10 protein-coding genes are annotated in these 14,056 nt (G+C 35.0%); 8 read left to right on the top strand and 2 right to left on the bottom strand.

Features of this window, described 5'->3' with window-relative positions; genetic code table 11:
- Nucleotides 1-123: 123 nt before the first annotated feature.
- Nucleotides 124-948 carry a universal stress protein gene (locus BLV91_RS14495; RefSeq protein ID WP_091434537.1) on the bottom strand — a complete coding sequence of 275 codons (825 nt, stop codon included), beginning with the start codon at nt 946-948 and terminating at the stop codon, nt 124-126.
- Between the two features lie 174 nt (nt 949-1,122).
- Here BLV91_RS14495 and rimP point away from each other — a divergent pair, with 174 nt between their 5' ends.
- The 4 genes from rimP to BLV91_RS14475 all read left to right on the top strand — a co-directional run bounded on the left by rimP (nt 1,123) and on the right by BLV91_RS14475 (nt 6,928).
- Nucleotides 1,123-1,587 (top strand): ribosome assembly cofactor RimP, encoded by a 465-nt coding sequence (gene rimP / locus BLV91_RS14490; RefSeq protein ID WP_175514019.1) that lies wholly within the window; start codon nt 1,123-1,125, stop codon nt 1,585-1,587.
- Between the two features lie 13 nt (nt 1,588-1,600).
- Nucleotides 1,601-2,854, top strand: coding sequence for a transcription termination factor NusA (nusA, locus tag BLV91_RS14485; RefSeq protein ID WP_091434532.1), 1,254 nt, complete (start codon nt 1,601-1,603; stop codon nt 2,852-2,854).
- Nucleotides 2,855-2,962: 108 nt separating this feature from the next.
- Nucleotides 2,963-5,851: a translation initiation factor IF-2 gene (gene infB / locus BLV91_RS14480; RefSeq protein WP_091434531.1), complete on the top strand. Its 2,889-nt coding sequence runs from the start codon at nt 2,963-2,965 to the stop codon at nt 5,849-5,851.
- Between the two features lie 534 nt (nt 5,852-6,385).
- Nucleotides 6,386-6,928 (top strand): hypothetical protein, encoded by a 543-nt coding sequence (locus BLV91_RS14475; RefSeq protein WP_091434529.1) that lies wholly within the window; start codon nt 6,386-6,388, stop codon nt 6,926-6,928.
- A gap of 168 nt (nt 6,929-7,096) precedes the next feature.
- On the opposite strand, the gene BLV91_RS14470 is transcribed toward BLV91_RS14475, so the two are convergent.
- Nucleotides 7,097-7,486 (bottom strand): SPOR domain-containing protein, encoded by a 390-nt coding sequence (locus BLV91_RS14470; protein WP_091434527.1) that lies wholly within the window; start codon nt 7,484-7,486, stop codon nt 7,097-7,099.
- A gap of 217 nt (nt 7,487-7,703) precedes the next feature.
- Between BLV91_RS14470 and BLV91_RS14465 the strand changes: the two genes are divergently transcribed.
- The 4 genes from BLV91_RS14465 to BLV91_RS14450 are packed head-to-tail and all read left to right on the top strand — an operon-like array spanning nt 7,704 to nt 14,053.
- Nucleotides 7,704-9,023, top strand: a complete 1,320-nt coding sequence (locus BLV91_RS14465; RefSeq protein WP_091434525.1) for a c-type cytochrome — start codon at nt 7,704-7,706, stop codon at nt 9,021-9,023.
- A 32-nt stretch (nt 9,024-9,055) separates the two neighbouring features.
- Nucleotides 9,056-12,106: a TAT-variant-translocated molybdopterin oxidoreductase gene (locus BLV91_RS14460; protein ID WP_091434523.1), complete on the top strand. Its 3,051-nt coding sequence runs from the start codon at nt 9,056-9,058 to the stop codon at nt 12,104-12,106.
- A gap of 26 nt (nt 12,107-12,132) precedes the next feature.
- Nucleotides 12,133-13,536 carry an NrfD/PsrC family molybdoenzyme membrane anchor subunit gene (gene nrfD / locus BLV91_RS14455; protein ID WP_007137467.1) on the top strand — a complete coding sequence of 468 codons (1,404 nt, stop codon included), beginning with the start codon at nt 12,133-12,135 and terminating at the stop codon, nt 13,534-13,536.
- Nucleotides 13,529-14,053 carry a DUF3341 domain-containing protein gene (locus BLV91_RS14450; protein ID WP_091434521.1) on the top strand — a complete coding sequence of 175 codons (525 nt, stop codon included), beginning with the start codon at nt 13,529-13,531 and terminating at the stop codon, nt 14,051-14,053. The genes nrfD and BLV91_RS14450 overlap by 8 nt, the downstream gene beginning before the upstream one ends.
- The last annotated feature ends 3 nt before the right edge of the window (nt 14,054-14,056 follow it).

Genomic DNA, 14,056 nt, shown 5'->3' with positions numbered 1-14,056 from the left:
TTAGAAAATCAGGAAGCACAAATTTTAAAAGCTCGAATGAATCCATTTATTATTGTTTTGCTCTGCAAATATCTATATTTTTATTAAATCCTCCCGAGGTTTTGTTCCTGATCCAGGTTCTGGTTAAATTTTAAAAGTGATTACCGGTTTAACGGTATGATTTACCAAGTCTTCGCTAATGCTTCCGGTGAAAAAATGTGCTAAACCTGTTCTTCCATGAGTGCATAATCCTATTAGGTCGGCATTAATTGAATTAGAGAAGTTGCGAATTCCTTGCTCAATGTTTACATCATTGTAAATATGGGTGCTGTAGTTTTTAATCTCGAAACTTGCCATGAAGTCGTTTATGATTTGTTCTGAAAGCGCTGTGGGTTTAAAACTATTTGGCGTGCATATCATAACTAAACTAAGTTTAGCGTTAAAAAGTGAGGCGAATTTGATCATCTTTTTAAATGGTTTTTTTATTTCTTTTGAGAAATCTGAAGCGAAAACAAAGTTGGTGGGCTTAAATTCAGTGGTATTTTTTTTAATAACTAGTACTGGAACCTCAGATAAACGCACTATTTTTTCAGTATTTGAGCCAATTAGGACTTCTTCGATACCAGAAACACCATGAGATCCCATAACAATTAAATCTATTTTATTTTTATTGGTAAATTTTAATATTCCTGTAGACGCTTTTTCAAATTCTACAGACTCCGTGACTTGGATCCCGTTTAAAAAGGTTTGGCTTTTTAGTTTAGAAAGGGTTTCTTTAGTTTTCTCTATGAATAAAATAATGTCGGGAAATCCAGTTGCGCCAGTGATAGCGTCGTTCATTTGGTGTGGAATTTCTATCATATGGAGTAAGAATATTTCGCCATTCGTTTTATTTGCAATTTGCGCGGCTACTCTTAATGCATTTTCTGCATGTGCTGAAAAATCTGTTGGAACTAGAATTCGTTTCATAATTTTAAGGATTTAATTATGGTAAAAACCTTTATTTTAATGCTTCAATAAAGATAAGAAATATTTTAACAGCAATCTATCAATTCAATTTATAAAAAAAACACTATATTTGCACCGTTATTTATTAAAATCTAAGTAATGAGGGGACTAAATGTCCCCTCTTTTTATAAAAATATGACATTTAAAGAAAAAGTAAATCTATTGTTGACAGAGGCGCTCTCAGAAAAGGAATCACTTTTTTTGATTGACCTAACGATCACGGACGCTTTTAAAGTTATTATAACTTTAGATGATGACAATGGTGTGGTTTTGCAGGATTGCATTGATATCAGTCGTGAAATTGAAAACAATTTAGACAGAGAAGAACAAGATTTTTCTTTGGAGGTGGCTTCAGCGGGGGTTTCTTCTCCATTAAAGCACATCAGACAATACAAGAAAAACGTAGGTAGGACCTTGATTGTGAAAACTAATACAGAAAATATAGAGGCAGAATTAGTGGAAGCTAATGATGATTTTGTAATTTTGTCGTGGAAAGCAAGAGAGCCCAAAAAGATAGGAAAAGGTAAAGAAACGGTTCAAAAGACCCTTGAAATACCTTATGGAGACATAAAAGAAGCAATTGTTACAGTAACATTTTAATTAAAGAATTCGCATGGAAAACTTAGCATTAATCGATTCATTCTCAGAGTTTAAAGATGATAAACTTATTGATCGTGTAACGCTTATGGCAATTTTGGAAGATGTATTTAGAAATGCATTGAAAAAAAAATACGGTTCAGACGATAATTTCGATATTATCATAAATCCTGATAAAGGAGATATGGAAATCTGGAGAAGAAGAGTAATCGTTGCTGACGAAGACCTAGATTTTGAAAACGAAGAAATTACGTTGACAGAAGCTAGAAAAATCGAACCTGACTTTGAAATTGGGGAAGATGTTTCTGAGGAAGTGAAGTTAATTGATTTGGGAAGAAGAGCGATTTTGGCTTTGCGTCAAAATTTAATTTCTAAAATTCACGAACATGACAACACCAATCTTTACAAGCAATTTAAAGATTTAATTGGTGAAATATACACTGCTGAAGTTCACCATGTGAGACCTAGAGTAGTTATTTTGGTTGATGATGAAGGAAACGAAATCATTTTGCCAAAAGAAAAACAAATACCATCTGATTTCTTCCGTAAAGGAGATAACGTTCGTGGTATTATTGAAAGTGTTGAGCTAAAAGGAAATAAACCTCAAATTATTATGTCTAGAACTTCTGAGAAGTTTTTAGAGAAATTATTTGAACAAGAAATTCCTGAAGTTTTTGACGGATTGATATTGGTTAAAAATGTTGTAAGAATTCCAGGTGAAAAAGCGAAAGTAGCTGTAGATTCTTATGATGACAGAATTGATCCAGTTGGAGCCTGTGTTGGAATGAAAGGATCGCGTATTCACGGAATTGTACGTGAATTAGGAAATGAAAATATCGATGTTATTAATTATACTAGTAACATTCAATTATATATAACAAGAGCATTAAGTCCTGCGAAAATATCTTCTATTAAAATTAATGAAGAGACTAAAAGAGCCGAAGTGTTTTTGAAACTAGAAGAGGTTTCGAAAGCGATTGGTAGAGGTGGTCATAATATTAAATTAGCAGGGTTACTTACTGGTTATGAGTTAGACGTTATTCGCGAAGGTGATGTTGCTGGCGCAACTGCTGATGATGATGATGTTGAGTTAACTGAGTTTTCAGATGAAATTGAAGACTGGGTTATTGAAGAATTTGCTAAAATTGGATTGGATACAGCAAAAAGTATTCTAAAACAAGAAGTAGAGGATTTAGTAAGAAGAACAGACCTAGAAGAGGAAACGATTCTAGATGTAATGAGAATATTGAAAGAAGAATTTGACAGTTAGTCAATGGTTCTTCAACGATAAACATGCCACTTTATAATTTTCTAGGTCGTAAGATTGAGTAATGATTAAAGTGAGGAATAACAAAAAAGGTAATAATAAAAAGGTTTTATGTCTGAAGAGAGAATTATTAGAATAAACAAAGTTTTAAGGGAATTGAATATTTCTTTGGAAAGAGCTGTGGATTATCTAAAAGATAAAGGAATTGCTATTGAAGCAAATCCAAACACAAAAATTTCTGATGATGTATACAATGTCTTGTGCGGTCAGTTTGCAGGTGACAGAGGGAAAAAAGAGGCTTCGAAAGAAGTAGGCGAAGAGAAGAGAAAAGAGAAAGAGGCTTTGCGTGTTGAGAGAGAAAAGGAAATTGAAGATAAGCGCAAGCATGACGAAGAGATCCTTAAGCAACAACAAGAAGTTATAAAAGCGAGAGCTGTTATTGCTGGACCTGTTCAGGTTGGTAAAATAGATCTTGGTCCTAAGAAAACTCCCGCAGCTCCGGCTAAAGCTCCTGTTGAAAAAGCAGAGGCTCCTAAAGCTGAAGCCCCTAAAGCGGAAGTTGTAGCTGAAAAACCAGTTGTTAAAGAAACTGTACAAGATAAAGTTGATTCAGACAAAAAAGAGATAAAACCTATTGTTGGAATTAAGTCTCCTAAAAAGGAGGAGAAAGCTGAAGTTGTTGCTGAAGTAGCTAAAGAGGTAACTCCAGAAGCTAAAGCAGCTCCTAAAACAGGAGAAGCTCCTATTGAAGAGGCTATAACAACTCAATATCAAAAGCTTTCTGGTACTAAGTTAACAGGACAAACTATTGACTTGTCTCAATTTAATAAACCGAAAAAGAAAAAAGAAGAGCCTAAAATTACTCCAAACAAACCGGGAGCACCTGGTAGTGCGGCAAGTAATGCTAATAAAAATAAACGCAAAAGAATAGCGCCAAAACCTGGTACGCCTAGACCTCCTGGAGTTCCTGGTGCACCAAACCCTAACAAAATCACACCAAATGTTGGTGGGGGTGGTTATAACGCCAATAGAAGTGCTAGACCTGGATTCGTAAAAGGAAACAGACCAGCAATTGTTGCGAAAGTAGAGCCAACGGAAGAGGAAGTTAAAAACCAAATTCGTGAGACTTTAGAGAAACTACAAGGTAAAAAAGGTGGTAAATCAAAAGCGGCTAAATACAGAAGAGACAAAAGAGATACGCACCGTCAAAAATCTGATGAAGAGCAAAGAGCAATAGACGAAGGAAGTAAAACTATTAAGGTTACTGAATTTGTTACTGTTGGTGAAATTGCAATAATGATGGATGTGCCAATTACTAAGGTTATTGGAACATGTATGTCTCTTGGAATCATGGTTACCATGAATCAACGTCTTGATGCAGAAACATTGACAATCGTAGCTGATGAATTTGGTTATGAAGTTGAATTTATTACTGTTGATATTGAAGAGAATGTAGAAGTTATAGAAGATAAGGAAGAAGATTTAGTTTTCAGAGCTCCTATCGTAACTGTAATGGGTCACGTCGATCACGGTAAAACATCTTTACTGGATTATGTTCGTAAAGAAAATGTTATTGCAGGGGAATCTGGAGGAATTACACAACATATTGGTGCCTACGGAGTAACTTTGGATAACGGTCAAAAAATAGCTTTCCTTGATACACCAGGTCACGAGGCGTTTACTGCAATGCGTGCACGTGGAGCTCAAGTTACAGATATTGCTATTATTGTGATTGCTGCGGATGATGATATCATGCCACAAACTAAAGAAGCTATTAGCCATGCTCAAGCAGCAGGTGTTCCAATTATATTTGCAATTAATAAAGTGGATAAGCCAAATGCTAATCCGGAGAAAATTAAAGAGAAATTAGCAGGTATGAATTTACTTGTTGAAGACTGGGGTGGAAAATACCAATCTCAAGACATCTCTGCAAAAGTAGGAACTGGAGTAAAAGAATTATTAGAAAAAGTTTTATTGGAAGCGGAAGTTTTAGATTTAAAAGCGAATCCAAACAAAGCGGCTCAAGGAACTGTAGTTGAAGCCTTCCTAGATAAAGGGAAAGGATATGTATCTACAATATTAGTACAACATGGTACACTTAAAGTAGGTGACTATATGTTGGCTGGAAAGCATCATGGTAAGATCAAAGCGATGCATGATGAAAGAGGAAATGTTGTTACTATAGCAGGGCCTTCTACTCCAGTATCTGTTCTAGGTTTAGATGGAGCAGCAACAGCTGGTGATAAGTTCAATATTTTTGAAGACGAAAAAGAAGCAAAACAAATTGCATCAAAACGTTCTCAATTAATGCGTGAACAATCAGTTCGTACACAACGTCATATTACGTTAGATGAAATTGGACGTAGAATTGCATTAGGTCAATTTAAAGAATTGAACGTGATCCTTAAGGGAGATGTTGATGGTTCTGTTGAAGCATTATCTGATTCGTTCTCTAAATTATCTACTGAAGAAATTCAAATTAATATCATACATAAAGGTGTTGGAGCAATTACTGAAACTGACGTTATGTTAGCTTCTGCTTCTGATGCAATCATTATCGGATTTAATGTTCGTCCTGCAGGAAATGCAAGACAGTTAGCAGACAAAGAAGAAATTGATATCCGTTACTATTCTATTATCTACGCAGCTATTGATGACTTGAAAGATGCAATGGAAGGAATGTTAGCTCCTGAAATGAAAGAAGAAATTCTAGGTACTGCTGAAATTAGAGAGATATTCAAAATCTCTAAAGTGGGGTCAATCGCAGGTTGTATGGTTATGGACGGTAAAATCGCCAGAAACTCTAAAATCAGAATTATCCGTGACGGAGTTGTGGTTCATGCAGGTGAGCTAATTGCACTGAAACGTTTCAAAGATGATGTGAAAGAAGTAGCCAAAGGTTATGACTGTGGTATCCAAATTAAAGGTTACAATGATATCGAAGAAAGAGATGTTATTGAAGCGTACCATGAAGTAGCAATCAAAAAGAAATTGAAATAGAATTCAATTACATATATTTTAAAAATCCCGATTCGTCGGGATTTTTTTGTTTATAGTAAATAATGAATTGGAGGGCGTCAAATATTTTCAGTAGCTATTTCCCGCTATTCGTTACAATCTTATTGTTTTTGAAAGAAAACAATAAGGATTTCCACTTCTATCGGGGCTAGGGTTCCTGCAGTGCTAGAAGCTTTGTTTTCATTTGAAGTTAACATTGAATTGGATATTTTCATATTAGATTTGTTTTAAGTAATTACACAGCTAGACTTTTCAGCTAAGGATTGTAACAAGTTGCTATCGCAATAGAATGGAAGTGACAATAAGAATGAGGTATATAGTTAAATAATTGATTACAACACAAATTATAGGTACTGTATTGATTAATTATAATTTATACCTATTGTTGTAAAGCTTATTGATGATATTATAAAAGCTTTTAAAAAATAGTTTATGAATAAATTCAAGTTGTGCTTAATATTATTTGCTTGCATTTTTGTTTTATCCTGCCAAGATAAGTCTGTTAAAGGGTCTAAAATGAAATTTAGCTATTTACAATTCTTAGAAAAATACCCAAAAGGGTTGACGAAACATTTCCCAGAAGAAAAGGAATTGAAATCTGATTATGTGAGTCAATATACTTATTTGTCAAAATATTCAGCTTCGCAATTAATTGTAAAACAGAAAGAATCCAAGGCGAAAATTGACTCGTTGATTTCTGTTTCTAGAAAAATAATATACTCAGATACGTCATATTATATTGTAAATAAATACCTGAGAGATTCCAATATACTAAGCATAACTAATAATTATAAGCAATTTAAAACACAAATAGAGCACCAAGGTGCAGTTCCACTACCTAATTTCTATGACGTAAGTGATTTTGATGAGAATAGCTATAATTTGTTAAATAGATCTTATGTAATATATTTAATTGAAGCGGAGCCTAAACATTGTTGTTCTGAAAAATTTCATCAAGGTGCTTGGCATATGCCTAACGGATGGAAGGATGGATTTAGTAGAGGCTATGCAATCAATTTAAAAGACGATTCGGTTATTTATTGGTTAGTTATTTGGTAATAGCGGAAAATAATTATGAAGCATCTCTACGAAATTTTGATACTTGCTTGCAGCGTGTTTCTATTTAAATTAAAAGGTAGTATTTGCAACGCTGTTAAAAACAGAAAGCCACTTCGTAACGAAGTGGCTTTTTTGCTATGACTATTTAGTGGTTTTATTTCTGTCAGATTATTTCTGCGGTTTTATGATATAAGCAGTCTCATACTTTTTCTTGATTTCAATCAAATTGCGTTCTGCCTCTATTCGAGTTCTGAAATTTCCAATCCAAACCTTGTAATTTGGGGTGTTGAAAACGATGGTTCCGTCAAGGTCAGTGAAATTTTGTTTGCAGTCATTCAATGTCTTTTTGGATTTTTCGGCATCTCCACTAAAGATCTGAATTTTATATCGCTCATTTACAGCTATTGAGGTGTTAATTTTTCTTTTTTCATTCAGCAATTGTTCAAACTTTGAATCTTGAGTTAGGGTGACTTTTCGATCTTGAGCTCTAGAATTGAGGGTGATAATACATAATGCAAAGGAGTAGAAAAGGGCTTTCTGTATGGGTGAAATTCTCATAACGTAATGGTTTTTAGGCAAAAATAGTATTTAAAGGAAGATTGTAAAGCAAATTTATTATTTAGAATAAATATAAATTGAAATTAAGATTATTTTAAGGTTTTGTGAATAGTTCATAAATCGTATTTTTGTCGAAGTTTAAAATAAAGGAACAGTTTTACTATAAGAGTTTATAGAGAAAACTGTGCCAATTTTTAGTAGATAATCATTATACTTTATGAAAAAGGTGGGTAACCATAATTCGACCTCAAGGAAAATGTTTTTCAGTTTAGCTTTAATGCTGACTTTTTCCTTAACTTCAATTGCGCAAGTTGCTGTTCCAGCGCCCGCAGCTGAAGTTCCAGTAGCCACACAAGGTGGTGACCCAGTAAAGGGTAAAGAACTTTTTAATTCAAATTGCGCTGCGTGTCACAAACTTGACGCTAAGTCAACAGGTCCTGCGTTAAGGGGGATTTCTGGAAAACATGACATGCCGTGGCTTTACAAATGGATTCATAATAGCGCAGATTTGATAAAATCTGGAGATGCTGCAGCTGTAAAAGTGTTTGAAGCCAATAACAAGGTTCCAATGACTGCTTTTCCTGCTTTGTCAGAAGGGGATATTGATAATATTATTGCGTATACTTCAGAGCCAAAAGCTGAAGCTCCTGCTGCTGCCGTTGGTGGTACAGTAGCCGGTGCTCCGCAAGAGGGTGGTATTTCTAACGCTGTTATTTTAGGTGCTCTTGCGCTTGTTATGGCGATGTTAGTTGTTATGTTGTTTTTAGTTAATAATGTTTTAAGAAAAGTTGCTAAAGCAAACGGAATTGAAGTTGCTCCGAAAGAGCCAACTATGCCAATATGGAAAGCTTTTGCTAAAAATCAATTTTTGGTTTTGGTGACTACAATATTTTTAATGTTAGCTGGTGCTTATTTTGTGTATGGCTTTTTAATGCAAGTAGGTGTTGATCAAGACTATGAGCCAATACAGCCAATTCATTATTCTCACAAGATTCATGCTGGTGATAATGAGATTAACTGTAAGTATTGTCACTCTGCTGCTAGGGTTAGTAAAAATGCAGGAATTCCTTCTTTGAATGTTTGTATGAACTGTCATAAGAATATTGCTGAAGTTGCTGAGTCAACTGCTACTCCTGAGTACAGCAAAGCATTCTACGATGAGCAAATTCAAAAATTATATACTGCAGTTGGATGGGATAAGTCTACTCAGTCTTATACTGGAAAATCTCAGCCAGTTAAATGGGTACGTATTCATAATTTACCTGATTTCGTTTACTTTAATCACTCTCAACACGTTACTGTTGCTGGAATAGAATGTCAGACTTGTCATGGTCCTGTAGAGACTTATGAAATTCAAAAACAATTTGCTCCTTTAACAATGGGTTGGTGTATTAACTGTCACAGAAAGACCGAAGTTAAAATGAAAGGGAATGAATATTATGATAAAATTCATGAAGAGCTTTCTAAAAAATACGGTGTAGATAAGTTGACTGCTGCTCAAATGGGTGGATTGGAATGCGGAAAATGCCACTATTAATCAAATTATTAAGATTTTAATATTTATATACAATGTCATCAAACAAAAAATACTGGAAAAGTGTTGAAGAACTTGAAAATGGTTCTATTGTTGAGGCGCTTAGAAATAACGAATTTGTTGAAGCAATTCCTACTGAAGAATTCTTGGGAAATAATGACGCAATGTCATCTTCAACATCACGTCGTGATTTTTTAAAGTACGTAGGATTTAGTACTGCAGCAGCAACGCTTGCGGCATGCGAAGGTCCTGTGAACAAGTCGATACCTTATGTATTACAACCAGAACAAATCATTCCTGGAGTTGCAGATTATTATGCTACTTCTGTTTTTGATGGTTTTGATTTCGCGAATCTTCTTGTGAAAACACGTGAAGGGCGTCCTATTAAAATAGATAACAATACTATTGAAGGGGCGAAATTTTCAGCTAATGCTAGAATTCATGCTTCTATATTGTCATTATATGATAATATGCGTTTGAAAGAGCCTAAAGTTGAAGGTAAAGATTCAACATGGTCTGCGGTAGATGCAAAAATTAAATCAAGTCTTTCAGATGCTAAGGCTAATGGAGGTCAAGTAGTTTTATTAACTAATACTTTAGCAAGTCCGTCAACTGAAAAGTTGATAGCTGAATTTATTGCTTTAAATTCAAATGCTAAGCATGTGATTTATGATGCAGTATCTTCTTCTGAGGCATTAGATGCTTTTGAAACTGTATACGGTGAAAGAGCTTTAGTTGATTATGATTTTTCAAAAGCTTCTCTAATTGTATCTGTTGGAGCTGATTTCCTTGGGGATTGGCAAGGTGGTGGATACGATTCAGGGTATACGCAAGGAAGAATTCCTAAAAACGGAAAAATGTCACGTCACATCCAAATGGAAGCGAACATGACTTTATCTGGTGCTGCTGCTGATAAGCGTTTGGCTATGTCAACTGCAAATCAAAAACAAGCATTAGTACATTTATATAATGTTGTGACAGGTTCATCTGTTGCTGTGAATTTGGATGCTAAATTTAAATCTGAAGTAACAAAAGCTGCTCAACAATTAAAAGCTGCTGGATCAAAAGGGCTTTTAGTTTCTGGTATCCAAGATAAAAACGCTCAATTATTAGTTTTGGCTATTAATCAAGTATTGGCTAGTGAAGCTTTTACTACTTCTGGTGCAAGACAAATAAGAAAAGGTTCAAACGAAAAAGTGGCGCAGTTGGTTAAGGATATGAAAGCGGGAAGCGTTCATACTTTAATAATGAGTGGTGTTAACCCAGTTTATACTTTAGCTGATTCTGCAACATTTGTTGAAGGGCTTAAAAAGGTTAAAACTTCTGTTTCTTTAACTTTGAAGGAAGATGAAACTGCATTAGTTAGTACTATTGCTGCTCCAGTTCCTCATTATTTAGAAGCTTGGGGAGATTTAAGTCTTACCAAAGGAACTTATAGTTTGACTCAGCCGACGATTCGTCCTTTATTCGATACAAAACAACTTCAAGATGTTTTAATGTCGTTGAACGGAATGTCTGGTGCTTATTATGACTATTTAAAAGCAAGTTCGTCAGCGTTTGTTTCTGGTACTTCTTGGAATAAAGTATTGCATGATGGTGTTACCGTTGGAGTTTCTCAATCACTATTTGGTGGTTCAGCTGATTATACTTCTGCTGCAAATGCATTAGCACAATCAAAAGCTGCCGCTGGTTTTGAATTAGTATTATATACTAAAACAGGAATGGGTGACGGACAACAAGCTAATAACCCTTGGTTGCAAGAGTTTCCAGACCCTATCACTAGAGTGTCTTGGGATAATTATGTTACCGTTTCGAATGCTGATGCTAAACAATTATCATTATCTAACGAAATCGTTGCTAACGGTGGATTGAATGGAAGTTATGCTACCATTACTACTGCTGACGGTGTGAAATTAGAGAATGTACCAGTTATCGTTCAACCAGGTCAAGCTGTTGGAACAATTGGATTGGCTTTAGGTTATGGTCGTAAAGCGGCTTTAAAAGAAGAAATGCAGGTAGGTTTAAACGCTTATCCTTTATATAAAGGTTTTAATGATGTGCAATCTGTGACATTTGAGAAAGCTGCCGGAGAGCATGAGTTTGCTTGTGTTCAAGGTCAAAAAACATTGATGGGTAGAGGGGATATTATCAAAGAAACTACTTTGGAGATATTCAATACTAAAGATGCTGAAATTTGGAATGAAGTTCCAATGGTATCTTTGAACCATGAAGAAGTAAAAGCAACTTCAGTAGATTTATGGGATTCATTTGATCGTTCAGTAGGACATCATTTCAATCTTTCTATTGATTTGAACGCTTGTACCGGTTGTGGTGCTTGTGTAATTGCTTGTCATGCAGAAAACAATGTTCCTGTAGTAGGTAAATCAGAAGTTAGGAGAAGTCGTGATATGCACTGGTTGCGTATTGATAGATATTATTCTTCTGAAGATACTTTTGAAGGGGATAATGAAAGAAAAGAAAATATAGCTGGTTTGTCTGACTCATTGTCTACGTTTAATGAAATGGAAAAAGCGGGAGATAATCCTCAAGTTTCTTTTCAACCTGTAATGTGTCAACATTGTAATCATGCACCATGTGAAACAGTTTGTCCAGTTGCGGCAACTTCTCATAGCCGTCAAGGTCAAAATCATATGGCATACAACAGATGTGTTGGTACTCGTTATTGTGCAAACAACTGTCCGTATAAAGTGCGTCGTTTTAACTGGTTCTTGTATAACAAAAACAGTGAGTTTGATTACCATATGAATGATGATTTAGGTCGTATGGTCTTGAATCCAGATGTTAATGTTCGTTCTCGTGGAGTTATGGAAAAATGTTCTATGTGTATTCAAATGACACAAGCAACTATTTTAAATGCAAAAAGAGAAGGAAGACTTGTTGTTGATGGAGAATTTCAAACAGCGTGTTCAAATGCTTGTTCTAATGGAGCAATGAAATTTGGGGATGTAAATGATAAAGAATCTGAAGTTACTAAATTGTCAGAGGATGAGAGAATGTATCATCTTTTAGAGCATGTCGGAACAAAACCAAATGTGATTTATCACGTTAAAGTTAGAAATACTTAATAAATATAAAATCAATTTAAAGGATTATGTCTCATATATACGACGCTCCCATTAGAAAACCTTTAGTTATAGGTGATAAAACTTATCACGACGTAACAGTAGATGTAGCTGCGCCTGTTGAAGGTAAAGCAAACAAACATTGGTGGATTGTATTTTCAATCGCATTAGCCGCTTTCCTTTGGGGAATAGGTTGTATCATATACACCGTATCTACAGGAATTGGAACATGGGGATTAAATAAAACAGTTGGTTGGGCATGGGATATCACAAACTTCGTTTGGTGGGTTGGTATTGGTCATGCAGGAACATTAATTTCGGCAGTATTGTTATTATTCCGTCAGAGATGGAGAATGGCAATTAACCGATCTGCAGAAGCAATGACAATTTTCTCAGTTGTGCAAGCAGGTTTGTTCCCAATTATTCACATGGGTCGTCCATGGTTAGCATTTTGGGTACTTCCAATTCCGAATCAATTCGGATCTTTATGGGTGAATTTTAACTCGCCTTTATTATGGGATGTATTTGCAATTTCTACTTATTTGTCAGTTTCATTAGTTTTCTGGTGGACTGGTTTATTACCTGATTTTGCCATGCTAAGAGATAGAGCGATTACTCCTTTTAATAAAAGAGTTTATTCTATATTAAGTTTTGGATGGAGCGGTAGAGCTAAGGATTGGCAACGTTTTGAAGAAGTATCTTTGGTACTTGCAGGATTAGCTACGCCACTTGTACTATCTGTACATACGATTGTATCGATGGATTTTGCTACATCTGTAATACCTGGATGGCATACTACCATTTTCCCTCCATACTTTGTTGCGGGTGCGGTTTTCTCAGGATTTGCTATGGTAAACACATTGCTTATTATCATGAGAAAAGTTTCTAACCTAGAGGCGTACATTACTATCCAGCATATCGAATTAATGAATATTGTAATCATGATTACAGGTTCTATAGTCGGGGTTGCTTATATTACTGAGCTTTTTATGGCTTGGTATTCTGGAGTAGAATATGAACAATACGCTTTCTTAAATAGAGCAACTGGGCCTTACTGGTGGGCATATTGGTCAATGATGACTTGTAATGTATTTTCGCCTCAGTTTATGTGGTTTAAAAAATTAAGAACAAGTATTATGTTTTCTTTTATCATGTCGATCGTTGTAAACATCGGTATGTGGTTTGAAAGATTTGTAATTATTGTTACTTCATTGCACAGAGATTATTTACCATCATCATGGACAATGTTTTCACCTACATTTGTTGATATTGGAATATTCATAGGAACAATAGGGTTCTTCTTTGTTTTGTTTTTATTGTATGCAAGAACTTTCCCAGTGATAGCACAAGCAGAGGTTAAAACAATATTAAAAGCAACAGGAGATAATTATATTAGAGAAAGAGCAGCTAATAAAGATTTACATCATGAGTAATAAAGTAATTTACGCCATTTATAATGACGATGATATATTGATGGATGCGGTTAAAAAAACCAGAGCAGCCCATCATCATATTGAAGAGGTTTTTTCTCCATTCCCGGTACACGGTTTGGATAAAGCGATGGGACTTGCGCCTACTAGATTAGCTATATGTGCATTCTTATACGGTTGTGTAGGGATATCAGTTGCAACAGCTATGATGAATTTTATAATGATCCAGGATTGGCCACAAGATATTGGTGGTAAACCAAGTTTCAGTTATATTGAAAACATGCCTGCATTTGTGCCAATTATGTTTGAAATGACCGTGTTTTTTGCAGCGCATTTAATGGTCGTAACTTTTTACATGAGAAGTAAATTGTGGCCTTTTAAAGAAGCAGAAAATCCCGATGTTAGAACAACAGATGATCATTTCCTTATGGAAGTATCTGTTAACAATAATGAAGAAGAATTAGTTTCTTTTTTAAATACTACGGGAGCTGTAGAAGTTAAAGTAATAGAAAAGCATTAATTT

This window comes from Flavobacterium degerlachei, assembly GCF_900106645.1.
Lineage (GTDB): Bacteria > Bacteroidota > Bacteroidia > Flavobacteriales > Flavobacteriaceae > Flavobacterium > Flavobacterium degerlachei.
This window is presented reverse-complemented; position numbering and strand designations above follow the sequence as displayed.